The organism is Oceanomicrobium pacificus (genome assembly GCF_009833495.1).
GTDB classification, from domain to species: Bacteria; Pseudomonadota; Alphaproteobacteria; order Rhodobacterales; family Rhodobacteraceae; genus Oceanomicrobium; species Oceanomicrobium pacificus.
Map to the genome: position 1 here is coordinate 113,286 of NZ_WUWG01000001.1, position 24,828 is coordinate 138,113.

22 protein-coding genes are annotated in these 24,828 nt (G+C 66.4%); 11 read left to right on the top strand and 11 right to left on the bottom strand.

All coding sequences use genetic code 11. From position 1 onward, the window contains the following. A complete protein-coding gene (locus GSH16_RS00565) occupies positions 1-1,104 on the bottom strand; it encodes an AI-2E family transporter (RefSeq protein ID WP_160850911.1) in 1,104 nt (367 codons plus the stop codon). Positions 1,105-1,279: 175 nt separating this feature from the next. Between GSH16_RS00565 and GSH16_RS00570 the strand changes: the two genes are divergently transcribed. The 5 genes from GSH16_RS00570 to GSH16_RS00590 all read left to right on the top strand — a co-directional run bounded on the left by GSH16_RS00570 (position 1,280) and on the right by GSH16_RS00590 (position 6,063). Further along, on the top strand, positions 1,280-2,059 hold the full coding sequence (locus GSH16_RS00570; RefSeq protein ID WP_160850912.1) for a methyltransferase domain-containing protein: 780 nt from the start codon (positions 1,280-1,282) through the stop codon (positions 2,057-2,059). Between the two features lie 217 nt (positions 2,060-2,276). Continuing rightward, a complete protein-coding gene (locus tag GSH16_RS00575) occupies positions 2,277-3,497 on the top strand; it encodes an NAD-dependent epimerase/dehydratase family protein (RefSeq protein WP_160850913.1) in 1,221 nt (406 codons plus the stop codon). Between the two features lie 17 nt (positions 3,498-3,514). Beyond that, positions 3,515-4,357 (top strand): glycosyltransferase, encoded by an 843-nt coding sequence (locus tag GSH16_RS00580; RefSeq protein ID WP_328803185.1) that lies wholly within the window; start codon positions 3,515-3,517, stop codon positions 4,355-4,357. Then, the gene (locus tag GSH16_RS00585) at positions 4,354-5,265 is read left to right on the top strand and encodes an NAD-dependent epimerase/dehydratase family protein (RefSeq protein WP_160850914.1); all 912 of its coding nucleotides are present in this window, start codon (positions 4,354-4,356) and stop codon (positions 5,263-5,265) included. Before GSH16_RS00580 ends, GSH16_RS00585 begins: the two co-directional genes overlap by 4 nt. A 30-nt stretch (positions 5,266-5,295) precedes the next feature. Further along, positions 5,296-6,063 (top strand): HpcH/HpaI aldolase family protein, encoded by a 768-nt coding sequence (locus GSH16_RS00590; protein WP_160850915.1) that lies wholly within the window; start codon positions 5,296-5,298, stop codon positions 6,061-6,063. A gap of 101 nt (positions 6,064-6,164) precedes the next feature. Here the strand turns inward: GSH16_RS00590 and GSH16_RS00595 are convergent, their stop codons facing one another. Genes GSH16_RS00595 through GSH16_RS00605 form a run of 3 tightly spaced genes read right to left on the bottom strand, consistent with a single transcriptional unit; the run spans position 6,165 to position 8,826 of the window. Then, complete coding sequence (locus GSH16_RS00595; RefSeq protein WP_160850916.1) at positions 6,165-7,082, bottom strand: hypothetical protein; 918 nt, start codon at positions 7,080-7,082, stop codon at positions 6,165-6,167. 44 nt (positions 7,083-7,126) lie between these two features. Continuing rightward, complete coding sequence (locus GSH16_RS00600; protein WP_160850917.1) at positions 7,127-8,470, bottom strand: TadE/TadG family type IV pilus assembly protein; 1,344 nt, start codon at positions 8,468-8,470, stop codon at positions 7,127-7,129. Continuing rightward, the gene (locus GSH16_RS00605) at positions 8,470-8,826 is read right to left on the bottom strand and encodes a TadE/TadG family type IV pilus assembly protein (RefSeq protein ID WP_160850918.1); all 357 of its coding nucleotides are present in this window, start codon (positions 8,824-8,826) and stop codon (positions 8,470-8,472) included. Before GSH16_RS00605 ends, GSH16_RS00600 begins: the two co-directional genes overlap by 1 nt. Positions 8,827-9,209: 383 nt before the next feature. Here GSH16_RS00605 and GSH16_RS00610 point away from each other — a divergent pair, with 383 nt between their 5' ends. The 3 genes from GSH16_RS00610 to GSH16_RS16035 are packed head-to-tail and all read left to right on the top strand — an operon-like array spanning position 9,210 to position 11,701. After that, entirely contained in the window at positions 9,210-9,629 is a 420-nt protein-coding gene (locus GSH16_RS00610) for a PepSY domain-containing protein (RefSeq protein WP_160850919.1), read from the top strand. Positions 9,630-9,653: 24 nt separating this feature from the next. Next, complete coding sequence (locus GSH16_RS00615) at positions 9,654-10,313, top strand: response regulator transcription factor (RefSeq protein ID WP_160850920.1); 660 nt, start codon at positions 9,654-9,656, stop codon at positions 10,311-10,313. After that, positions 10,310-11,701 carry a sensor histidine kinase gene (locus tag GSH16_RS16035; protein ID WP_160850921.1) on the top strand — a complete coding sequence of 464 codons (1,392 nt, stop codon included), beginning with the start codon at positions 10,310-10,312 and terminating at the stop codon, positions 11,699-11,701. The genes GSH16_RS00615 and GSH16_RS16035 overlap by 4 nt, the downstream gene beginning before the upstream one ends. On the opposite strand, the gene GSH16_RS00625 is transcribed toward GSH16_RS16035, so the two are convergent. Then, entirely contained in the window at positions 11,661-13,214 is a 1,554-nt protein-coding gene (locus GSH16_RS00625) for a phospholipase D family protein (RefSeq protein ID WP_160850922.1), read from the bottom strand. The genes GSH16_RS16035 and GSH16_RS00625 overlap by 41 nt on opposite strands. A 154-nt stretch (positions 13,215-13,368) precedes the next feature. On the opposite strand from GSH16_RS00625, the gene GSH16_RS00630 reads away from it, so the two are divergent. Continuing rightward, the gene (locus tag GSH16_RS00630) at positions 13,369-14,316 is read left to right on the top strand and encodes an MliC family protein (RefSeq protein ID WP_160850923.1); all 948 of its coding nucleotides are present in this window, start codon (positions 13,369-13,371) and stop codon (positions 14,314-14,316) included. A 19-nt stretch (positions 14,317-14,335) separates the two neighbouring features. Here GSH16_RS00630 and GSH16_RS00635 read toward each other — a convergent pair whose 3' ends face one another. The 6 genes from GSH16_RS00635 to GSH16_RS00660 form a co-directional block, all read right to left on the bottom strand. Continuing rightward, positions 14,336-15,568 carry an efflux RND transporter periplasmic adaptor subunit gene (locus GSH16_RS00635; RefSeq protein WP_235912895.1) on the bottom strand — a complete coding sequence of 411 codons (1,233 nt, stop codon included), beginning with the start codon at positions 15,566-15,568 and terminating at the stop codon, positions 14,336-14,338. Positions 15,569-15,570: 2 nt separating this feature from the next. Further along, entirely contained in the window at positions 15,571-17,931 is a 2,361-nt protein-coding gene (locus GSH16_RS00640; protein ID WP_160850925.1) for an ABC transporter permease, read from the bottom strand. Positions 17,932-17,935: 4 nt separating this feature from the next. Then, positions 17,936-18,673 (bottom strand): ABC transporter ATP-binding protein, encoded by a 738-nt coding sequence (locus tag GSH16_RS00645; protein WP_160850926.1) that lies wholly within the window; start codon positions 18,671-18,673, stop codon positions 17,936-17,938. Between the two features lie 85 nt (positions 18,674-18,758). After that, on the bottom strand, positions 18,759-21,653 hold the full coding sequence (locus GSH16_RS00650; protein ID WP_160850927.1) for a zinc-dependent metalloprotease: 2,895 nt from the start codon (positions 21,651-21,653) through the stop codon (positions 18,759-18,761). 99 nt (positions 21,654-21,752) lie between these two features. Then, complete coding sequence (locus tag GSH16_RS00655; protein WP_160850928.1) at positions 21,753-22,022, bottom strand: hypothetical protein; 270 nt, start codon at positions 22,020-22,022, stop codon at positions 21,753-21,755. A gap of 16 nt (positions 22,023-22,038) precedes the next feature. Further along, on the bottom strand, positions 22,039-23,028 hold the full coding sequence (locus GSH16_RS00660) for an SH3 domain-containing protein (RefSeq protein WP_160850929.1): 990 nt from the start codon (positions 23,026-23,028) through the stop codon (positions 22,039-22,041). 159 nt (positions 23,029-23,187) lie between these two features. On the opposite strand from GSH16_RS00660, the gene GSH16_RS00665 reads away from it, so the two are divergent. Continuing rightward, positions 23,188-24,063: a 3-hydroxybutyryl-CoA dehydrogenase gene (locus GSH16_RS00665; RefSeq protein WP_160850930.1), complete on the top strand. Its 876-nt coding sequence runs from the start codon at positions 23,188-23,190 to the stop codon at positions 24,061-24,063. Between the two features lie 155 nt (positions 24,064-24,218). Beyond that, positions 24,219-24,809 carry a YceI family protein gene (locus tag GSH16_RS00670; RefSeq protein WP_160850931.1) on the top strand — a complete coding sequence of 197 codons (591 nt, stop codon included), beginning with the start codon at positions 24,219-24,221 and terminating at the stop codon, positions 24,807-24,809. The last annotated feature ends 19 nt before the right edge of the window (positions 24,810-24,828 follow it).

Consider the following 24,828-nt stretch of genomic DNA (forward strand, 5'->3'; position numbering starts at 1 on the left):
TCAGGTGTTGTCGGACGATCCCTCGCCGGCGGTGACATCGCCCATACCGCCCGCCGCCTCGATCTGCGCGTTGCGGGCGGCGAACATCGACCAGCTGACAAGGAAAAGCGAGGCGATGACCGGACCGACGACAAAACCGGTCAGGCCGATCAGGCTGAGCCCGCCCAGCGTGGTGAAGAGCACCAGATAATCCGGCATCTGCGTGTCGCGCCCTACAAGGATCGGGCGCAGCACATTGTCGACCATCGAGATGACGAATGTGCCGAAGGCCAGCAGGATCAGCCCCTTCATCCAGTCGCCGGTGGCCATCAGGATGATCGCCGCCGGCGCCCAGATCAGGGTTGCGCCGAAGGCCGGCAGCACGGAGATGAGCGCCATCACCGCGCCCCAGAAGACCGCGCCGTCGATCCCGAGCACGGCAAAGGCGATCCCGCCGAGCGTGCCCTGCACCGCCCCCACGACCACCGTGCCCTTGATCGTGGCGATGGATACGGTCGCGAACTGGTTGAAGAACCGCTCCTTCTCGGCATGCGGCAGCGGCACGGCGTCGAACAGGGACCGGAACATGGACGGCCCGTCGCGCAGCACGAAGAAGAGCAGGTAGAGCATCAGGAAAATCTGCACGACGACGATCGCCGCATTCTCCCCGACATTGACCAGAAGCGATAGCGCGAACTGGCTGCCCTTCAGCGCGACCTCGCTCAGGCGTGACAGAAGCTGGTCGATCTCGATCCCGAACGGCTCCAGCCGCGAGGCGAGGCGCGGCACGACATCGCTCACCCGCTGCAGGAACTGTGCCGGATCGAGCTGCCCGTTCTGCAGGTTTTCATAGACATTGAGCGCACTGCCCGCGATCAGCCCGACGAGCAGGAGCGCGGGCAGAAGCACGCAGAAGAGGATGACGGCCACAAGGAACCCCGCCGCACGGTTGCGCCCGCCATTCATCCGCGCCGCCAACCGTTCCTGCGCGCCGCGAAAGAGAATGCCGAAGACCGCTGCCCAGAAGATCGACTTCCAGAAGGGCGTGAGGATGATGAGAAAGGCAAGCGTGACGGCAACCAGCACCGATATCGCGAAAAGATTGCGCTTTGGACCGTCGCTCATGCTGCCTGCTCCCTGCCGGCCCCGTCCGGACCTGTTCGCCTGTCAGTGAACCCGAAACCGGCGCGACTTGTCCAGCAGCAGCGCGCGGACGGCGCAAATCATGCTAGTCTGATCTGCACGCCCCTGCACCTGCCTGCCCCTGACTAAGTTCGCCCCCTGACCGGAGGAGGAGAAGATGCTCACGTTTGACGATGCAATGGTGAAGCGGCTCAACCGCGCCTACAAGGGGCCGGATGTCACGGCGCGGCGGCTGGCCAATCTCCGGGCGCTCGACCTGCGCCCCGGCCATCACGTGCTGGACCTCGGATGCGGTCAAGGGCTGCTCACGGTCGATCTGGCCGGCATCGTCGGGCCAGCGGGCAAGGTTCTGGCCATCGACCCAAGCCCCGACATGCGCAAAGCGGCCACAATGACCTGCAAAGGGCTGGACCAGGTGGCGATCCTTGAAGGAGACGCGAGCGCCATTCCCGCCGACAGTGCCAGCCTCGACCGAGTGATCGCCGTGCAGGTCTTTGAATATGTGCCGGACATCGACGCCGCGCTGGCCGAAATTGCGCGGGTGCTGAAACCGGGCGGCCGCGTCGTGCTCGGCAACATGCTCTGGCCAAGCTTCCACTGGTTCAGCGACGATCCCGACCGGATGGACCGCATGTGCCGCCTGTGGGAGGACCATGTCCGCCATACGGACCTGCCGGCATGGCTCGCGGACGCAATGGCGCGCGCCGGTCTCGCACCCGATCCGGCGCAGCCCTTTCCTTTCGTCAACCAGTCGCTAAGTGAAACCGGACTGGCGCGCATGATGCTCGACCTGATGGCAAATTTTGCCCGCAGCCGGGACGAGATCGCAACCGCCGAGGTTGACGCGTGGGTCGACGAGCAGCATGCGCTCGACGCCGCGGGTCGCTTCTTCTGGAGCCTGACCCATGTGATCCAGCCCGCCCGAAAACCCGGCTGATGCTGCGGCTTTTGGTGCTGCGCGCCGTCCGTGCCATAGTGGCCGCGCCCGGGTTGATGACGATTGCGTGGCACCGGCCTGCCCCTGTGGTGTCACATGACATGGCGCTGACATGCGCCTGTCTCAAATCCGTTACCGAACCGGCATCTACTTTGCGCAGACCCGCGCCTGGCGGGCCGTTCCGGCCCCGGCGCTTCAGGATGACAAAGGAGACGGTATGAAAATCGCCATTCTCGGAGGCGACGGGTTCGTCGGCTGGCCCACCGCGCTGCACCTGTCCGACCAGGGCCACGATATCCACATCATCGACAACCTGTCGCGCCGCTGGATCGACACGGAACTTGGCGTCCAGTCGCTGACCCCGATGGATTCGATCCAGGAGCGCTGCCGAATCTGGCATGAGGAAACCGGACGGCGCATCCATTTCCACCTGCTCGACCTCGCCGCGGAATATGAGCGGCTGAAAGCCTGGCTGGCGGAAGCTGCGCCTGATGCAGTCATCCATTTTGCCGAACAGCGGGCCGCGCCCTATTCGATGAAATCGGACCGGCACAAGGTCTACACGGTCAACAATAACGTCAACGCGACGCATAACCTGCTGACCGCGCTGGTGGAAACCGGCATCGACGCACATCTGCTGCATCTCGGCACGATGGGGGTCTATGGCTACAGCTCAGTGGGTGCCGCCATTCCCGAAGGCTATCTCGATGTCGGCATCGAAACCCTGACGGGAGAGACCGCGCGGCAGGAGATCCTCTATCCGACGCGGCCCGGTTCGGTCTATCACATGACCAAGAGCCTCGATCAGATCCTGTTCCAGTTCTACACCCAGAATGACGGGTTGCGGATCACCGACCTGCATCAGGGGATCGTCTGGGGCACTCATACGGACCAGACCCGCCGCCATCCGCAACTGATCAACCGGTTCGACTATGACGGCGATTACGGCACCGTGCTGAACCGGTTCCTGATCCAGGCGGCGATCGGCTATCCGCTGACGGTCCACGGCACGGGCGGCCAGACCCGGGCTTTCATCCATATCCAGGACAGTGTGCGCTGTATCGAACTGGCTCTGAGCGACGCGCCGGTGCGCGGCGAACGGGTGCGCATCTTCAACCAGATGACCGAAACCCACCGCGTGCGCGATCTGGCGCAACTTGTGGCGGACAAGACCGGGGCGGAAATCGCCTACCTGCCGAACCCCCGCAAGGAGGCGGAGGAGAACGAGCTTGTCGTGCGCAATGACCAGTTCCTCGCGCTCGGGCTCGACCCGATCCGGCTGGAAGCCGGACTGCTCGATGAAATCGTCGAGGTCGCAGGCAAATTCGCCCACCGGATCGACCGGAAACGCGTGCCGGCCGTGTCGGCCTGGACGCGCGACCTGGCCGCACAGGTCGAGCCGGATCCCGAAGCGACACGCCTGCGCTCGGTCTCCTGACCTTGGAGACCGAAGGGATCAGACGGGCCGCGCCCGCACGGAGCGACCGGGCCTGGGTGACGCTGGTGACCAATGCCGACTATGCGCGCGGCGCGCGGGCGCTTCTGCGCTCGGTCCGGGCCACGGGCAGCACCGCCGACCGTGTGGTGCTGCACACGGGCGGCGTGCCCGATGCGGCGCTGGCGGAACTGGCGGAGGAAGGCGCGCGCCCTGTCGCGGTGGACCTTTTGCCCACATCCGACGCGTTCAATGAACGCCATGCGCGCGACAGGCTCCATGCCAGGGCGCCTTTCACCAAAGGGGGCAAGCCGCCCTTCCACACGCCGCTCGACAATTTCGCCAAGCTGCGCCTCTGGCAACTGACGGAATACCGCACGGCCGTATTCCTCGATGCGGACATGCTGATGCTGCGCAACAGCGACCGGCTGTTCGACTATCCGGAATTTTGCGCCGCGCCCAATGTCTACGAAAGCATGCGTGACTTCCACCGGATGAACAGCGGGGTCTTCACGGCGCGCCCGGATGAGGCCACTTTCGACCGGATGCTCGCGGCGCTCGACGGACCCGGCCGGTTCTGGCGGCGCACCGACCAGAGTTTCCTGCAGGACTTCTTTCCCGACTGGCACGGGCTGCCCGTCACCTACAACATGCTGCAATATGTATGGTTCGCGCTGCCCGACCTCTGGGACTGGGACGCCATACACATCCTGCACTATCAGTATGAGAAACCGTGGCATGCAAACCACGAGCGGGCCCGTGAACTTGCGCCGCTCATCGCGCTCTGGAATGCGTTCGACGCGGGCGCGCCGGTCCCGAACCTCGCCACCCTGCCCGCGCCGCCCGGCGCCAGCGCGGCGTGAGCACCGGCACAAGACGCATCGCGGTCACCGGACCGGGCGGGCGGATCGGACACGGGCTGTGCGCCGGTCTGACCGCACGCGGCTGGACGGTAATCCCGCTCGCGCGGCGCCCGGACCGGTTCGGACCAACCACCCGTCCTTTCGACCTTGGCCACGAGACGCCGCCCGACCTGTCAAGCTGCGACGCGCTCGTCCATCTGGCGCTCGACCATTTGCCCGGGCGCTATCGCGGCGGCGAGGGCGATGATCCGGCCGGGTTCCTGCGCCGCAATCGCGACGGCACTGCGCGGCTCTTCGCCGCTGCCGAAGCGGCGGGCGTCGCGCGCGTGATCTTCCTGTCCTCGCGCGCCGTCTACGGACCACAGCCGCGCGGCGCGCGCCTGACCGAGGCCACGCCCTGTGTGCCCGATACGCTCTACGGTCAGGTCAAGCTGGCGGGCGAAGCGCTTCTGCGCGGGCGGGCGTTCGACGGCGTTGCCCTGCGGGCGACCGGCATCTACGGCCCGCCGCCACCCGGCCAGCTGTTCAAATGGGCCGACCTGATCGCGGCATACGCTCATGGTGTTCCGGTTGCGCCGCGACAGGGCACCGAACTGCATCTGGACGACCTGACGGCGGCCGTCGACCTCCTCTTGCGGCGCGCGCCGGCCGACCTGCCGCCCTGCCTCAACATCTCCGACCTGCTTCTGGATCGGCGCGACCTGCTGGCGCTCTGGACGCGGCTGACGGGCCAGACCGGTCCGCTTCCCCCGCGCTGCGACCCGAAGGATTTCAACGTGATGAACACGGATCGCGCGCGCGCTCTCGGATGGCGTCCGCAGGGTCAGGCGGGGCTGGAAGCGGCGCTCCGCGACCATGCAGACACGCTCGGCATCCGGCCGTTGCGTGGTCCCTGCCCGATCGACTAGCGTGGTCCGGACAAAGTCGGAGGATCCGCTATGGAATTGATAAGAAACAGGTTCAAAGCCGCCGTGAAGGAAGGCCGCCCGCAGATCGGGCTGTGGAATTCCATCGCCGGCACCGCCGTGACCGACATCATCGCGGGCGGCGGCTTCGACTGGGTGCTCATCGACACGGAACATGCCGTGATCGAGCCGGGCGAGGTTCAGGTGGCCCTGCAGATCCTCAACGGCTACCCCGAGGTCGCGGCACTCGTCCGACCGCTCTCCAACGACGCGCCGCTCATCAAGCGCCATCTCGACATGGGTGCGCAGACCCTGCTCGTGCCCTTCGTCCAGACCGGGGCAGAGGCAGAGGCCGCCGCTCTGGCCTGCGCCTACCCGCCCGCGGGCATCCGTGGTGTCGCGGGCATGACCCGCGCCAGCCGCTACGGACGCATCACCGATTATGCGCGCCGCGCGAACGAGGAAATCTGCCTTCTGGTGCAGGTCGAAACCGCAAGCGCTCTCGACCATCTCGACGAGATCGCGCTCACACCCGGTGTGGACGGGGTTTTCATCGGCCCTTCGGACCTCGCCGCCAGCCTCGGCCATCCGGGCAATCCGGGCCATGCGGAGGTGCAGGAGGCGATCGACCACACGCTCGACCGGCTCAAAACGCTCGGCGTGCCGTCGGGCATTCTGGCCCTCGATCCGGAGAAGGCCCGCGCCTATCTGGAGCGCGGCGTGGGCTTCGTCGCGGTCGGGCTCGATCTGCTGATGGTGGCGCAGGCTGTGGACCGGCTGCGGTCCGCATTTCCCCGCTGAGCGCCTGCGTGATAAAGTAAGGGCGCGGCATGTCCTGACCGCGCCCTTGAGCTAGGGACCGTGCACCTGGTGCTCTCACACGGTCCCAGCCAACCTTTGGGTCACTTGAAAATGTTGCCGAGCGCGCGGCCGATGGACCGGCCGACCTGCTCCACCTGCTGGCCTGCCTGCTGCAACCCTTCCTGAACCTCCTGCCCGGCTTCCTGCAGATCGTTTGCCACCGTCTGGCGCACGACGCCGAGGTCATCGGCCAGACCGTCGAGCAGATCCTCATTGCGTTCAGGCGTCAGCCGCTTGTTGCTGTCGTCGATGATCCGCTGCTCGGAATCGAGCAGGAACCTGTCGAGATCGGCTTGCAGGAAATCATCCTCCCGCTCGGCGTTCAGCGCGTCCACTTCCGCCTGGGCGATCGCCACGAGCGCGGCTTTCTCCACCGGATCCTCGGGGCAATTGTCGACGCAGCTGACGGTTCCGCTTGATACCGAAAAGACCGGTGCACCGTCGCCGCCATCGTTGATCGCTTCGGCCAGATCGTCATCTGTCAGGTCGCTGTCACGCGGCATGACGAAGGCGCCCAGCGCATCGCGCTCCGCGTCCGAAAGTTCTTCCCCGGCAGCGGCCCGCGCGGCCAGCTGATACTGCGCCAGCGCCCCGATCGTGCCGTTGAAATTCTGGTTGCGGATATGGGCATCGAGCGCCTTCTGGCTGGCATTGGACGCGTTCCAGCGCCCTTTCTCGTTCGGACGGAGCGGCGGCCTCACCTCGTCGCCATCCGAACTACGCGCCTGCCGGTTGCCGTTGCCGCGGTTGTCGCGATCCTTGTCCTTGCCGGCGCCGCGATTGCCACTACTGCCCTTGTTGCCGGAATTGCCCGCCTTGTCGTCCTTGTCCTTGGCGAAGGCCGCAGATCCGGCGACCCCGTCGACAGGTGCGAGGGCGGCAGGCGCGCAGAGCAATCCGGCACCCAGAAGCGCCGTGCAGGCGAGCTTCGGTGCGGTTTTTAGTGAGGGGCGTTTCATCATCTTATCCTTTGAAATTGCGGGGGAGGCGGACATACCGGACGCTACTCAACCAATCGGTATATCCATTTGAAATACTTTACATCGGTATTGTCGGTGCAGTTCGGCGCGAAATCGTCCCCGAGCGCGGTCAGCTGAATGCTTTCCGCCTGGAAGGTCGCGCCGCGCATGCCCGACGATTGGGCGGCGATATGGATCGTTTCGCCGGCAATCACCTGCGCACCGTCAAAGCTGGTGCCGGAGGCGAAATGCACATCGCCCTCGGCCAGGATCTGCGACCCGCCACCGGGCAGGCAGCCGTCACCGTCGCCGACCTGCACATCCTGTCCGATCTTGACCGCGTTCTGGCCGCTGTTGGTGGTGGCAATCTCCGACCCCGACAGGACCGACCCGCGGCCAACCTCGATCGGGCAGTTGGTATAGACGGCCACATTGTGCCATTCGCTGTCATCGGGCACGCGGATGCGCTTGCCATTGCCCTGACACTGCACCGAATAGGTGGTGGGCGTGGTCTGGTAATAGGTGCCGCGATGCGCGCCCTTCAGGAATTCGGGCTGTTCGATCAGCGCCTCGAAATCCGTCTCGTTCATCGTGTAGTCCGCCACCGCGCGGGCGGCATCCACGATGCTCGCCACCTCGTCGATCATCATGGTGCGGTCCATCAGCGTGTTGACGCCGGGATAAACAGCCTGCTCCAGACCGGGGTTGAGGTCCGTGTCGAGCGTGGACCCGTTGGTGCGGATATTGTCCCGGCTGCTGGAGGTGACCTTCACACCCTCCTCGAATCTGTTGTTCCGGGAAATTTCCACCTCTTCGCTGCCATGAATGCAGTAATCGTCGATGAAACTGTTGTTGGACGAGATTTTGACGTCCTTGCGCGCCACCATGCCGCTCAGGAAACATTCCCCGATCCGGCGGTGTGCGACCGCATCGACCGAAACACCGACCTCGTCGATCCCGATCAGGCGCAGCAGATAGGTGCCGACCGAATTGCCGTTGAACTCGTTGCGCATGGTCGCCACGCGGATCGCGTCGGGGGATGTCGAGGTCGCAGTGAAGGCCCCGTTGGCCCATATGCCGCTCTCGACATAGCCGGCTTTCGTGGTGCCGTCATAGTTGAGGTTTCCATAGTAGAGCGCCACCGACTCGGCCGTTGCCGGTGTGTCAATGTCGATGATGCCTGACAGGGCAGCACTGTCCGCGGCCGCCTGCAGGCGCGCGCGTTCCCGCAACGCATTGCCCATGTCGACCGACAGGCCGCCGAGCACGAGAAAGAGGACCGACCAGATGATGGCCGAGGCCGTCACCGTGCCGTCTTCCTCTGCACCAAACGCGCGGGCTTTGGCCAGCGCGCGTCCGACGCGGTCGGTGATCCAGCGGGCCACCATCAGCTCGGCTCCACGCGCTGGGTCACGCGGGCGCGCAGCGTGCCGTTGAAGACTACCGCGAAGATGCGCGAGAAACCGACATCGGCCATCGGGACCGACACTTCGGTATACACTTCCTCGCCAATGCCGGTGTAATCCACATCCGCCGTGTAGGTATGCCCGCCCACGAGCGCGTGGGTTTCCGCATAGGTTTCAGCTGCACTGAAGTTCGCGAACTCGCCCAGCGCCGTGCGCCGCGAGGTATCGCGCGCCACATCATACATGTTGGCATGGGTCAGGAAGAGCAGCGACACGTCGACCACCAGCATCAGGATCGCCACGAACAGCGGCAACCACAGAACATATTCGACCGTCACGGATCCGTCCCGGTCGCGCGAAAATGAATCTACAGACGATTTGCCAGAACGCGCGAGCCGCACGCTCCCCCACCAGGCCCTGTAACACATACCGACTTTGCCCCTTTCTTGGCGCGGAGCCGCGCGTCAGGTTGCCCGCGCGGCCCATTAAGCGGACACACACACGTCCGCATAGAGCAGTGTCGCACAAGCTGGATGAACGACGGCAGAACAGCTTGTTCATTTTCAGTTCACCTTGATTGTGCTACCGTTCCGGTATGAGAAAATGGTTCCGTTTCGGGCTCTTGGCAGCCGGTCTTGCGAGCCTGCCAGCCCTGGACGCCGCGGCAATGCAACCATTGTCGCGGGACGGGCTTGTGCAGGCCCAAAGTGATGGCCGGGCCATGCGCGTGAATCAGGTCCTGCCACGGATCGCCCGCAACGTCCCCGGCGAGGTGGTGGACATCCGCGCCTTCGGCGGGGAGATCGTCGCCTATCAGGTGATCATCCTGAAACCGAACGGATCGCTCGTGAACGTGATCGTCGACGGGGCGACCGGCCTGCTGCTGCCGTCAGACAGCCGCACGGCACGCGCGATCAGGGCCCTGCCCGCGAACCGCCTGTCCGAAGCCTCGTTGAAAAACGGCACCACCAGTGCCGTGCCGGGCGGCAATGCCTATGGCCAGAACGGCCAGGGCAATGCTGGAAACGGCAACGGCGGCAACGCCGCCAGTTCCAAGGGTGCCAAGTCGAACAATGCCGGCGGCTCGGCCCGCTCGCAGGAACGGCGTCAGGATGACAAGCCCAATGGCAAGAACAAGTAGCCTCCGCCAGCCGGACCGGACCCGATGCGCATTCTCGTAATCGAAGATGACGCGGTCCTGCGCAACCAGATCGTGCAGGCACTCAAGGGCCAGGGCATGGTCACCGACACGGCCGACAATGGCGAGGACGGGCTGCATCTGGCAGAGACGGAGGTCTACGACGCGATCGTGCTCGATCTGGGATTGCCGGTGCGCGACGGGTTGAGCGTGCTGCGGGCGCTGCGCGACGCCGGAGACAGCGTCCCTGTGGCAATTCTGACAGCGCGCGCGCGATGGACCGAACGGGTGGACGGGCTGGACGCGGGCGCTGACGACTATATCGTCAAACCCTTCCATATGGCCGAGTTGATGGCCCGGATCCGCGCGCTCGTCCGGCGCAGCCAGGGAGCCGTGTCCGACATGTTTGAACTCGGCGACGTCAGTGTGGACCTGTCGAACGGGACCGTGTTCCGCAACGGGCTGCCGGTGGACCTGACGCGGCACGAGCACAGCCTGCTCGCCCATCTGGTGCGCAATGCCGGGCGCTATATCTCAACCCATGAACTGGCCGACCATATCTATGGATATGACAGCGAACGCGACAGCAACACGGTCGCCGTCTTCGTGGCACGGTTGCGCAAGAAACTCGGCGCGGACCTGATCCGCTCGTCCCGCGGGCGCGGCTATCAGGTGCCCGGCCCGTGACCGACGGGGGCCACGCGCCGCGATCGTTGCGCAGCCGTGTGGTGGCAGGCAGCCTGATCTGGGCCGCGCTGATCCTGACCATTGGCGCGCTGATTCTCTTCTTCAGCGTGGAACGTATCCTGATCCGGCAGTTCGAAAGCCAGCTCAACTCGCGCTTCGGTGCGGTTCTGGCGCTGCTCGACGTCGAGGCGGAGATGCCCGGTGCCCTGTCCGAGCGGTTGACCGACCCGGTCTACAGCCAGCCCTTTTCCGGCGTCTACTGGCAGGTGGAGCGGCCCGACGGCACGATCCTCAGCGCGCCGTCCCTTCTCGATTTCCAGCTGCGCTGGCCGGATGCGGCCGGCACGCAAGCTGCGATCGTCCGGCTCGACGGGCCGCAATCACCGCTTCTGGCGCGCGTGCAGGCCATCCGGCGCGATGACGGCACGGTCTGGACGGTAGCGGTGGCCCAGAGCACGGTGGCGCTGTCGGACGCGCGGGTGACGATCATCCGCGGCTTTGCCCTTGCCTATCTGGTGATGGGCGGTCTGGCCGTGATCGGCACGCTGCTGGTGCTGAACCTCCTGTTCCGGCCGCTCAGCCAATTGCCGGAGGACATCAACCGTGGACTGGCCTCGGGGGAAGATATCGACCCGTCGCGCTTCCCGGCGGAGGTCGGCCCGCTGGTGGGCGAACTCAACCATTTGCTGGAGCGCAATCGCGCGATCCTGACCCGCACGCGGCGTCAGGCGGCAGACCTTGCCCATGCGCTGAAGACGCCGAGCCTCATCATCCGCAACGATATCGACCGGCAAGGGGACGCCGCCGACCTGTCGGATGCGCGGGCCGCGCTTGACCGGATCGACGCGCTCGTCGCGCGCGGCCTTGGCCGAATGCAACTGGGCGGCGAGGGGCCGCGCGCCGCCCGGGCCGAGGTCGAGGCCTCCGTTGCGCGGCTGTTGCGCGCCTTCGACCGGCCCGAAGGCCACCTGCGGTTCGAGAGCGATCTGGAGCCCGGTCTTGTCGCCCGCACCGACCCCGGCGATCTGGAGGAATGCCTCGGCAATCTTGTCGAGAACGCCACCGGCTTTGCCCATGGTCGCGTGCGGATCACGGCGCGAGCGGACACCGGCGACATGCTGTCCCTGACGGTCGAGGATGATGGAGACGGGCTGCCCAAGGACAAGGTGGCAGAGGTTCTGGCACCGGGGCGCCGGCTGGATGTCGGGCGGCCGGGCGCCGGGCTCGGGCTGACCCTCGTCCACGATATTGCCGAAGCCTATGGCGGCACGCTGACACTTGGCGCTTCGGCCGATCTGGGCGGGCTGGCGGCGCGGATCACCCTGCCGCGCGTGCGCGGGCAGGCCATTACAGGAGCCAGGTCACGGGGAGCCAGCCGATCAGCCTGACGAGGAACCGTCCGAAGGCCGTCGTGTTCGGCTCGGTGTCATGGACGATTGTCTGCCCGTCGGGCATCTGCTCCAGCCAGACCGTGCCGCCCTTGAGCGTCCGCTCCACCTTGTAGGCCGCTTCCGGCACGTCGGCGTCAAACCCGTCGACCATATCCGCCGCGAGCGTCGGGCTGTGGATCAGGAACCCCATCTCGGAGTTGAGGAGCGCCGAACGCGGGTCGAAATTGAACGAGCCGATGAACGTCCGGTTACGGTCCATGGTGAAGGTCTTGGCATGCAGGCTCGATGCGGATTCGCCGAGCAGGCCAAGCTGGTCGACAATCCGGCGGTTCTCGACATCCGATTTCAATTCGCGCACGTCCACCCCGCCATCGAGCAGGGCGTCACGATACTGGATGTAGCCACCATGCACCGGCAGCACATCGGTCGCGTCCTGCGAATTGGTCAGCGTGCGCACCCGGACGCCATTGGCCGCATGTTTGACAAGTATCTCCGTCAACAGGTCGCCGGGCACGAAATAGGCCGACACGAGATCGAGCGACTCCGTCGGCTGTTCCAGAATCTCCGCCAGCCGCCCGATCATCAGATCCTCGGCCGGCACCGGGCCGAGCCCCTTGGCCGGATCATCGGACACAAGGTCCATCGGCACCCATTCCACCGGCAATTCGCCTGACAGGAACCTGTCCACGATCTTCGTCTCGCGGATCGCATTGGCGAAGATCACCGCATCCTCATCTTGGGCCAGTTCCTGCACCCGCGCGTCGAGCACGGCCAATCCATCGGGGTGGAGGTCGACGATCCGGTCCACCGGATAGGCCGACCCGCTGGCCCAGTAACCGTCGAAATCCGTCCCGACCTCGGCCGCGGCCGCGCCCGTCGCGACAACGTCGAGATCGAAATAGTTCACCTTGCTGTCGCGGGCGAAATAGATGTCGCCGATATTGCGCCCGCCGACGACTGTGATCGCCCCGTCCACGGTGAAACTCTTGTTGTGCATCCGGCGGTTCAGACGGCTGAAATCGAACAGGTAGGACAGGACACGCGGCTGGCGCAGGACGAAGGGATTGTAGAGCCGCACCTCCATCGTGGGCAGCGCGTTCAGTGCGACCAGATAGGGATCGAGGTCGGGCGTGCCATTGTCGTCGACGAGCAGGCGCACCCGCACGCCGCGTTCGGCCGCGCGGCGCAGCGCATCGAGCAGCAGAATGCCGGTCACATCATTCTGCCAGATGTAATATTGCGCATCGATCGAAGCTTCGGCCGCATCGGCGAGCAGAACCCGGGTGGCGAGCGCCGTGGAGCCCGCCCGCAGCGGCACCATGGCCGAAGGCTCGGATTGCGACGCGCTCCGGCGGGCCAGTTCGCGGCCGAGCATCGTGTCTTCTGATACCGGGAGGGCCGTGCTCTCGGTCCGGCCATCGAGCGACGGCGGGGCATAGACGGCGCGGGCGATAAAAACCGCTGCCACGATGACGGCAACGAGTGAAAGCAGACCGGCAAAGAATTTCATAAAATCTTATCCCCCCGCTGTTTTCCGGCGAGCCTAGCCGCAGTTCCCGCGTCCGACAACCTCGGCGCATGCTGGCCGCGCGCTGCCACAGGCGACAGGCGCGCAAAACCGTGGCATGGTCGGACCATTCTTTTCATTGCGGAGCATTTGACCCATGCGATTTTCAGAAGCCGTGCGCGCATTGGCGCTCACGTTACCCCTCTGCCTCCCTGCCCTGCCGGTCGGGGCGGAGGCAAGCGGACCGGACTATTTCCAGGTGACCGGCGTGGCGAGCGACGATGTGCTCAACCTGCGCGACGGGCCAAGCGCCGCGTCAGCGAAGATCGGCACAATCCCCCACGATGCGGACGGGCTGGCCAATCTCGGCTGCGAAGGCGGGATGAGCTATGCCGAGTGGGAAAAAGCCAGCGCGGAAGAACGCGAGAAAGCCGCCAAGACCCGCTGGTGCAAAGTGTCCTACAAGGGGCAGGAGGGCTATGTCGCGGGCTGGTTCCTTGGCGAGGGCAGCGCACCGGCGCAGATGGCGGCGGACGAGGGCCCGAGCTTCGATTGCGCCAAGGCCGAAAGCGCGGCCGAGGAGCTGGTCTGTACGACGCCCGTGCTGGCCGCGCTCGACCGGGAGATGGCACGGCTCTACAGGCTCGCTGTCGACAGCCCCAACCTCGATGCGGACCGCGCGGCAGAACTGAAGGCCATGCAGCGCGGCTGGATCAAGGGCCGCGACGATTGCTGGAAGGCAACCGACGGGCTGGAGCGCTGCGTGGCGGAAAACTACGCCCTGCGGCTGGAAGAACTTCGCGTCGGCTATGCCAATGCCCGCAGTGATGACGGTGCGGGGATCACGACCGGCCCCTATGCCTATGCCTGCGAGGGGCTCGATGCGCTCGTTTCGGCCAGTTTCATCAATGCCGATCCGCCGATGGCGGTCCTGCGCTGGCGCGACACGGTGATCGTGCCCGTGTCCGAGCCGAGCGCTTCGGGCGCGAAATATGGGGTCGAGAGCTTTGACGGGCGTTACGAGTTCTTCACCAAGGGCACGGAGGCCCTTTTGACCCTGCCCGGTCAGGAAACGATGACCTGCGCACAGGAAGAGATCGGCTAGTCACTGCCCCGGCCAGCGCCTAGCCGTCCAGCTGGCGCTGCGCCACGGCCTGCCCGTCGCCCAGCGTGGCCGACGGGTAGAGGATGATCGCGTCGCCCTCTGCCAGTCCGGACAGAACCTCCGCCTTCTGGCCGTTGTTTTGCCCGATCTCGACCGGCACGTGGCGGGCGCGCCCGTCTTCCACGCGGAATGCAGCCCATCCGGTCCCGTCGCGGAAGATCGCGTTCGACGGCACGGTCAGCGCGTTGTCGCGGGACCAGATGACGATCCGTGCCTCCACACGGTAGCCATGCCCGAGCGCGGCGCGTTTGGCTGGCGGATCGGTGAAATCGACCACCACGTTGACCCGCTGTTCCTCCACCCCGAGGGCGGAATATTTGGTGAAACCCCAGGGATCGATGCGCCGCACCACGCCGTTCAGAATGTCCGGCCCGCCCCAATTGGCAATCTCCACCGGATCGCCGGCGCTGACCTGCACCGCATCGGTGGACAGAAGCTCCACCAGCGCCTCGAGGTCGCTGTCCACATCGCCGATCTCCATGATCGGCGCGCCCACCGGCAGGGTCGTCTCGCTTTGCTGGATGACCTGCAGGATGCGCCCCGTGGTCGGCGCAAGCAGCGGGAAAGCGTCGCCCTCGCCGACCCGCATAGCAGTGGCAAGCCCCTGATCCTCGATCCCGATCAATTGCGCGCGCGCGTTCGACAGTTCCGCCTCCCGCATGGTGATTGCCGCGCGCGCGGTATCGAGGATCGCGTCGGCCGCGCGGGCGGTCGTTTCTGCCCGGTCGTGGGCCGCCTCGCTGATCGCGCCACGCTCGGCCAGTTCACGGGCGCGGTTCAGGTCCAGTTGCGACAGGTCGCGATCGGCGGTCGCTTTGGCCAGATCGGCGCGGGCGACCCGCAGCGCCGCCTCGGCCGCGGCCACCAGCGCGCGCGCCTGTTCGCGGGTCCGGATGTCGAGCGCGGCGGGATTGGTCGGCAGCATCCGCGCCACCACGGTCTCGCCCTCGACCACCTGATCTCCGGGATGGACCTCCACCCGCAGGAGCCGCCCCGCGACGGGGGTGGAGACGGTATAGGCATCATGCACCCGCGTGCGCCCCTCCTCATTGATCGTCAGGCGCATCGGTTCGACCGTGACGGTGCCGATATCGACAAGCATCGGTCGCGGCCAGAATGCATAGGCCAGACCGCCCGCGACCAGCAGGGCCGCGACAAGCATCAGGATGGAACGGGAGCGGCGTCTGGCCATGGTCATTCCCTCGTTTTCAGGCTGGCGACAAGATCGGCGGCGGCGAGCCTTCGGTTGACGATCAGGCCCGAAGCCAGCGTCGCGAGCAACACCGCCAGCCCCGCCGCCCCGTAGTTGGCGGGCGTGAAGACCGCCGGGATCTGGTAGAGGTCATTGCTATAGCCCGCGGCAATGCCGAAGGACATGAGGTAGCCCGCCGCGGCCCCGAGCGGCACCGCAAGCAGCGCGATGACGCCCAATTCGCCCAGCAGCACGAAGCCGACCTCGGCGCGCGAGAAACCGATCACGCGCAGGCTCGCCAGATCGCGGGACCGTTCCGCATAGGCGATGCTCGCCGTGTTATAGACAATCCCGAAAGTGATGATGGCCGCGATCAGCAGCATGATATAGCGGGTCGCGCCGGCGCCACTGTCCATCATCTCCTGCATCGCGTCGCGGGCCTCCGCCTTCACGCTGACACCCGCCACACCCGGCATGGCTTTCAGAGCCGCGTGAACCGCAGCAGCCGCAGCCTCGTCAATCTGCAGGTAGGCCGTAGAGACACGCCCGCCTTCGCCCAGCGCGCGGTTAAGCGCGTCGATCCGAAGATAGGCCGGTGCCCCCAGCAGCGTCTCGGCGATCCCGGCCACGGGCAGTTCAAGGACGGGCTGGCGCCCCTCGCGCACATCGACCGTCAGCCGGTCGCCGGGACGGATGTCCAGCAGGTCCGCAAGCCCCGCCGACAGGACAAGCCCGTCGCCGCGTATGTGGATCGGGCGCATCGCGGCGTCGAGCGGGCGGTTCATGTCCGGCGTGGCGACAAGGCCGGACACAGCGCCGCGATAGGTTCGCGTGCCATTTGACAGGATCGCGGGCACGATCCGCGCGGGCTCGACCGCCAGCACGCCCGGGATCCGCTGCAGTTCCAGCACCGTCTTGTCGGACAGCGGCGCCTTGAAGCTCACTGCCATGTCGCTCCGGTCCATCACGTCGAAAGACAGGTCGATGGTCCGGTCGAAGCCCGACATGATCGAGGTCATCGCCGCAGACAGCGCCATGCCGGCGGCGACCCCCAGCACGGCGCCCGCGATCCGCCAGGGCTGGCGCGTGATCCGGCGCCAGACCATCCGCGTCGGCTGGTCCATCCAGCCGGTGAGCCGCCCGATGCGGGCCGAACGGCTGAAATCTTCCGGTGCCGGCGGGCGCATGGCGGCGGCCGCCGTCAGCCCGTAGACCTGCCGCAGCACGAACATCGCCCCGGCCGAAGCAGCCGCCACACTGACAAGGATGCCAATGAAGAGCGCCCCCGGCGAGATCTGGAACACGAGGAAGGGAAACTTGTAATAGATCAGGTAGACCCCGCTCAGCGCCCGGCCCGACAGGATGCCGAGCGCGCCGCCCAGAACCGCGCCCGCCGTCGCGATCACCAGCACCAGTTTCATGTAATGGCCCGAGATTTCGCGGCTGGTATAGCCGAAAGCCTTCAGCAGCCCGATCTGCTCGCGCTCGGACTGCACGATCCGCGCAATGACAATGTAAAGCAGGAAGGCCGCCACCGCGAGGAAGATGGGCGGCACGCCGCGGCTCGACTGGCGCAACCCGTTGATCTCCTCCGTGACGAACCTGTCGGACGCGTGATCCGCGCGCCCGTAGGCCCCCTGCCCGCCAAAGGGCGCGAGCAGCCGATCCACCGCCGCGATGATCGCGGGCTCCGATGCAGTGCGGCCCGTCCCGATGAGCAGTTCGGAGAAGGCCCCGTCCATGTCATAGGCGGCGGCGAGCGCCGGACGGCCCATCCAGATCGCGCCGAACCGCGCATCGTCGGGCACCAGTTCCCCCGGCGCGGTGGAGAAGAGAAATTCCGGCGACTGCGCCAGCCCGACGATCCGGAGCCGTTTGCGCGCACCGTTCATCGTGACCTGCAGCATGTCGCCCGGTCCAAGCCCGTGCGCGGCGGCAAATCCGTCAAGGAGCAGGATCTCGTCGGGGTGCGACGGCGCGATCATCCGCCCCGCGGTCAGCCGCACGGCATTGAGCCGCGGCGCGCCATCGGCGGGCAGCGACAGGGCCACCGCCTGCACCGGCAACGCCACCCCGGGCAGATCGACAAGCGCCGCGCCCTGCACGCGCCCCTCCACCCCGGCGACGCCGGGCAGCGCCGCAACCGTCGGCAAAAGGTGATCGGGCGCGCGTGTGACGGGCGCGAAAATATCCGCAAGCCGGTAGCGCTCGTAATAGGCGCGCCGCGTCTCGTCGAGCGTGGCCACAAGACCGGTCATCATCACCAGAAGCAGGACGCCGACCGCGATCACCGCGCCGATGGCCGCCGCCTGGCTCCGGATCCGCCAGAGGTCGCGCATCAGTTTCCGGTCGAGCGGCGCCATCAGATCACCAGTCGATCTCTGCGGGATCGCGGCGCGTCGCGTTGCGGTCGATCCGTTCGATCCGGCCGTCCTTGAAATGGATCACCCGGTCGGCCATGGCGGCAGTGGCCGCGGCATGGGTCACGATGAGCACGGTCGCGCCGGTCTGTTCGTTCACGTCGCGCAGCACCGACAGGACGGCCTTTCCGGTCTTGCTGTCGAGCGCGCCGGTCGGTTCGTCGCAGAACAGCACACGCGGCTGTTTGGCGATGGCACGGGCAATGGCGACACGCTGCTGCTCGCCACCCGACATTTGCGCCGGGAAATGGTCCATGCGCGCATCGAGCCCCACCATGGCAAGCGCATCGCCCGCCGGCATCGGGTCGGGTGCGATTTCCGTGACCAGTTCGACATTTTCCCGCGCCGTCAGGCTCGGCATGAGATTGTAGAACTGGAAGACGAAGCCCACATGGTCGCGCCGGTAGCGGGTCAGCGCCGCATCCGACATATCCGTCAGTTCCGCTCCCTGAAACCGCGCGGTGCCGTCTGTGCAACGGTCCAGTCCGCCGATGATGTTGAGGAGCGTCGACTTGCCGCTGCCCGAGGGGCCGAGCAGCACGATGATTTCCCCTTCGGCCACATCCAGATCGACACCGGCCAGCGCATGGACGGCCGCCGGCCCCGATCCGTAGACCTTGGTCAGCCCGCGGACCGTGTAGATCGGCTGGCCCGGTTCCGGTGCGGCTTTGGCGGCGAGGGGCATGTGCGTGTCCTTGTCCGCCGGGCGAATAAGCCCGACGCCCCAAGCCTATGCGTTGCCCGGCGCTGCCGCCAAGCCCCTTTGGCGCCTATTCGGCCAGCAGTTGCGGCGCTTCCGCCGGTGGCGGGCTGTCGAGCGCGTCACCGATCCAGTCCGCCAGATAGGCATAATGGCGCGACAGGTCGCCCTCTGTCTCGCGTGCGGCCAGATCCAGACGTCGCGCCAGATCCGGCAGCCGGTCGGTCGCCCAGGCCGGGAAGCCTGTGTTGCGGCCCGACGCCAGTTCGATCTGCAACTGGTAGGCGTCGCCGCCCGTCAGCATGCCGACGATGGTCGCCATCACTTCCGTGTCGATCTCCGGGGGGGCGAGCAGCTTCTGCGTTTCCTCCAGGAAAATGCGCTGCATCTTGCGCCGCGACAGGTCGGCCGCGTCCGGGTCGTCAAAGAGCGCCGCGAGCATGTCATCGGCCAGATCGCTGACGCCATAGGCTTCCGGATCGGCCCGCTCCTGCATCTCCAGAAGCGCCAGACGCGGACCGGAGAGCAATTCGTCGATGATGAGCGCGCGGTACCCGTCGGCGCGGCGGAACTGGCCCGCCGGCTGCAACGCAAAAAGGAAGTTCGGCTCGGTGAACCTGTCGAAACTCGCCGGCGCCTCGGTCATCAGGAACCGCACGGCTTCGGCCTGCATGCCGGTTGGCACGGGCCGGAAAAGCGGGGTTTCGCCCGGGTGCCGTTCCACCCCGCCGACCAGCGTGGCGACGCTGTTGATGAAGGTCGCCTGGCGGCTCATCACCTCGTCATAGATCTGCCGGATCCGGTCCAGATCACCGCCGGTCGTCACCTCCGCATTGCGCAGCGCGTCGGCGAGGCGCGCAATCCCGAGGCGGGTGGCCTCGATCCGGTCGGCCCCCACATTCTCCCGCTGGACGCGCGGATCGAACTGGTCGATCTGCTCGTCAGGCGCCTCCACGGCGGCCCAGCGCAGGCGCCGGTCACGGCTGGCGGCATCCGCTTCCTCGGCGAGGCGCGCGGCGCGCGCCGCTTCGTCCAGCCCTTCAAGCGGCTGGTAGCCCCATTTGATCGCAAACAGGTCATAGGGGCCGAGGCCGGGGAAAAACTTGGTTACCCCGTCGCCCGGCTGCGCCGCCTGGTTCCATCGCCCGTAAGCCATGATCGACGCATTTGGCCCGTTCTCGTTGGCAAAGACCGGATCGCGCAACTCAGCGACCGTGTAGGCGGTGGAGGCCAGATGGTTGTGCCGCAGGCCGAGCGTATGCCCGACCTCATGGGCGACCACATAGGTCATCAGGTCCTGCATCCGCTCCTCCGACAGGGGGTAGCTCGCGGCTTCTGGGTCGACACTGCTATGCAGCACGAAATAGTAGCGCGAGAAGACATCGAGAACCTGCGGCCAGAGCAGGATATGGGCGCCGAGGATCTCCCCCGATCGCGGATCATAGGTGACCGGTCCCATCGCGTTGGCGAAGGGCTGGGCAATCCAGCGGATCACATTGTAGCGCGTATCCTCGGGCGACCAGTCCGGGTCTTCCTCGACCGTGGGCGCATCGCGGGCGATGATCGCATTGGTGAAGCCCGCTTCCTCGAAGGCGGGCTGCCACATCTCGACCCCGGCCTTGATCGCGTCGCGCCAGCGCTCCGGCACCTCGCGGCTGACATAGTAGACAATCGGTACCTTCGGGTCGCGTGCACCGGTGGCGTCCGGGTCCGCATGTTCGAGCCGGTGGCGCAGGATGATCGCGCGGTCCTCCACCACATTCGGCCCGCCATATTCGACGAAACTCGTCTTGAAATAGCCGACCTCGGGATTGAACTCCCGCGCGGCCATCGGCGTCGCGGGCAGGGCAGCAAGCGCGTGGCCGACCACCATGGAAACCGGCCCCGCCGGACCGGCGAATGTCAGGTGCGAGCGGATCGACAGGTTTTCCGGGAATGACAGGGCGCGGTCCACATAGGAGCGCGTCGGGTCGGGCGCGATCACCTGCTCGCCGATCCGCGTCAGGTGGTTCTGCGCCGAAAGCCGCCCGGGAATGTCGGAAGAAAAGGCCGCGGTCAGATCGACAAGAACCGATCCGTCCTCATCCTCGGCCAGCACCGGCAGGGCCAGGATGATCGGGCCGAGGCCGGCATCCGAGAGGCTCGCCTCCAGCGGGTCGAGCTTGGCCTCTCCATGGCGCCCGTCGATCCCGTTCTCCGCCTCCGCGGCCGCGTCATCGCCGGCGGGCAATTCATCGGGCAATTCCGTGCGCGCGGTGCGCTTGTCGAGCCCCGAACCAAGGTCGCGGACAAAGACGACAGGTCCGCGCCGCTCCAATTGCGCGAGCGTCTCCCCGACCGCATTGCCGATGATGCTGACCGCGTCGGATGGCAGCTGCACGGCCTCCGCATACCAGTGGAACATGGTGTTGAAGAGCCCGGACGGCACATGCAGGTAGGTGTTGCCGGATGCGGTGTATATCTGCGCCGGACCCTCGCCCCGCGCTTCAGCCCCGGCCGCTTCCAGGAACTCCGCGATGGTCTGGGGCGCATCGGGTGTGGCGTCGGTTGGTGCCTCCGCTGCCGCTTCATCAGCGGCAGGTGCCGTCTCCGGTGCCGCTTCGCCAGCCGGGGCATCCTCTGCCGGCGGTTCCGTATCGGGATCTTCAGCCGGCACCTCCTCTGCAGGCGGATCCTCTGCAGGCACCTCCTCTGCAGGCGCCTCCTCCGCCGGCGTATCCCCGGCAGGCGCTTCCTCCTCAACCGGCGCGTCACTCTCCCCCTGATCGGCCGACGCGGCTCCGGTCAGCGCATCGAGAAGCGGCTGCGCATCTGCAGGCAGCAGATCACGCAGGAGCTGCTCGGCAGCCTCCGCCGTCGGCGCGTCGCCCGAAGATTGCGCCATGGCAGGCGCGGCTAGGACGACCCCGCCCGCCGCGAGCGACAGGGCGGTCACGGAGCGAAGGAGAAAGGCGACAGACGGCATGGAACTTCCTTTCGACTAGGATCGATTCAGACTGGGGCAGGCACGTCAGGGTCAGCGGACCCGGGGGCGGAGTATGGCGCAGTTGCGCGCGCGCCCGCGTCACGCTGCCGTGAAGTCGGAAATCTCTCCGGTCCGCGACACGCGGCACAGCGCGCGCGCGCCACCGGCCGTCATCAGATAGACCAGTTCGGACCGGCCTTGCGCCGTCAGTTCCGCCTGGATCGCGCTGCGTGCGGCGCCCGTCCGGGCCTGCATCCGGCTGGTGCAGCTGTTGGCAGGCGCATAGGCGCGGTCGTGGAAGGCGACGATATCCTGCGGCACCGGATCGCTGCCCGCGCAGGCGGCGAGCCACGGCAAGGCCAATGCCATGAGAACCGGTTTGCACCTACCCGCCACGGATCACGGCCTCCGGAATCTCAAACGCGTAGAGCCCGATGGTGACACGGAAAAGGTCGCCCTGCTGTTCGACCGACAGGGGCGGCAGGGCCGGGGCAGACGCATCGAGCCGCACGAGGCCCGCCGGCGCACCTTCCTCAAACAAAAGCCCTGTTGCCTTGCCATCCGGAAGGGTCAGGCTCACCAGCCCGTTCCCGTCGCCGAAGCGCACCACGCCAAAGTCGCATTGCGCGGAGAGCGCGTCGCGCCTGCGGCCGCAGCTTACTGCGCCCGTTGCATGAAAGGGCCCGCCCTCGACTCGCGCATCCTGCTTCATGTCGGGCGGGGCGATGGCCGGGAACAGGTAATCCGCGGACGCCCAGCCGGAGATGCCGGCATCCTGCGGCAGCGCCACCTCGCACCACCACTGGCCGCCCTCGTCCTTGCATCCGCGACTATCGAGCGTCAGGCCCGCGCCCAGTCTGGTGATGAGTGGCGCGTCCTTTTCCGGCGCCTCGCGCAGCGCCAAACGGCCCGACAGCCCCGCCACGATCAGGTGATCCTCGGACAGTTCAGGCGGTGCGCCTTCCGTTTCCAGCCGCAGCGTGTAGGGCGCGACCTCGCCACGGCGGGCGGCGCTGCGCATCTGGTAGAGCCGCAGCTTGTAATTGCCGGTCCGGTCGGTCCGGCCCTCATAGCTGTCGCCTTCCGACGCGCCGATGAAAAAGGCGACGTCCTTCTGCCCGGGCGCGATCAGGTTCATATAGGCCGGCGGATCGCCTGCCTCCGCCGTCACGCGCAGGGTCTGGCCTTCCGCGAGCGGCACCAGATAGTCGGTAATCTCGTAGCCGCGCACCGCATCCTCGAGCACCACCACCCCGTCGGCAGACGCCGGGTCGAGGAGCACGGTGCGGATGTCATCGGCCAGCACCGGCCCCGCGAATAAGAGGCCAAGCGCCAGCGCCAAGCCGCGCCCCGAGATGATCCGTAGTCCCTGCATGGGTCCAGTTGACGCGCCGGGCAGTCCGCTGTCAACCACGCCGCCCGTTCCCGCCGCAGGTGCCGGCCCATCCCCTTTCCCGACAGGGCGAAAGCGCTTGCCGCATGGTCAGCCGCTGCCTATTGTGCGCTGCAAACAAGCAATTGAAGGACAGGCATGATGGCCATCAAATCCGTCGGCGTAATCGGAGCCGGGCAGATGGGCAACGGCATCGCGCATGTGTTCGCGCTGGCGGGCTATGACGTGGTGATCAACGATGTCTCGGCCGAGGCGCTCGACCGCGCGCCCGGCATCATTGCGGAGAATATCGACCGCCAGGTGGCCCGCGGGCTCGTGGCGGAAGCAGACCGCGCCGCCGCTTTGGGGCGCATCCGCACCGACGGCGACCTGTCCGCGCTCGGCCAGACCGATCTGGTGATCGAGGCCGCGACAGAGCGTGAGGAGTTGAAGCGCAATATCTTCACGGCGCTCGTCCCGCATCTGGGGCCGGACACGATCCTGACCTCCAACACCTCCTCCATCTCCATCACGCGGCTGGCTTCCGTCACCGACCGGCCGGAGAAGTTCATGGGGTTCCACTTCATGAACCCGGTGCCTGTGATGCAGCTTGTGGAGCTGATCCGCGGCATCGCCACCGACGAGGAGACCTACGAGACGCTGAAAGCGGTGGTGGAGAAGCTCGGCAAGACATCGGCCAGCGCAGAGGACTTCCCGGCCTTCATCGTCAACCGCATTCTGATGCCGATGATCAACGAGGCGATCTACACGCTCTACGAGGGCGTCGGCACGGTGGAGAGCATCGACGTGTCGCTGAAGCTCGGCGCCAACCACCCGATGGGACCGCTGGAACTGGCCGATTTCATCGGTCTCGACACCTGCCTTGCGATCATGAACGTGCTGCATGAGGGGCTGGCGGATACGAAATACCGCCCCTGCCCGCTTCTGGTGAAATATGTCGAGGCCGGCTGGCTCGGCCGCAAGACCCAGCGCGGCTTCTACGACTATCGCGGCGAGACCCCCGTCCCGACCCGCTGACGGGGCGGCACGGGTCGCCCAAACGCACCAGGCCGCTTTCGGTTCCGCATCGACTGTCCCTGTTTCGGCGACAAATTGTGGAACCGTTTCCGTCTGTTCCGCAGCGGGAAACACATTAGGTCAAAGGCTCCATTTGAAAAACAGGAGCCTTCCCGATGCCCTTCCGCTCTCTCGCCCTTGCCTCTGCCCTCGCCCTTTCGCCGCTGGCCGTATTGGCCGCGCCCTGGACGCTCGACACTGGCCACACGCATGTGACCTTCTCGATCGACCATCTGGGCTTCTCGACCACGCAGGCCCAGTTCCGCACCGTGTCGGCCGAGGTCGATTTCGATCCGGACAATATCGAAGCCGCACAGGTCGCCTTCACGATCGACGCGGCCAGCTTCGACAGCAACCTGGAGGCCCGCGACAATCACGTGCGCGGTGCAGACTTCCTGAATGTCGAGGAATATCCCGAGATCACTTTCATCTCGACCGGCGTCACCCAGACCGGTGAGGGCACCGCCGACGTGACCGGCGACCTGACGATGCTCGGCATCACCAAGCCCGTCACCTTCCAGGCGGAACTGCGTCAGATCGCGCCGAGCCCGTTCAACCCCGACCTGACGGTCGCCGGTTTCGTGGTGACCGGCGAGATCGACCGCACCGCGTTCGACATGGGCTATGGTGCTCCGGCCATCGGGACGGTGATTCCCGTCCGCGTCGATCTGGAACTGAGCCCGTCCGATCAGGTGAGCACCCAGTAACCGGGCCAAGGAGACAGGA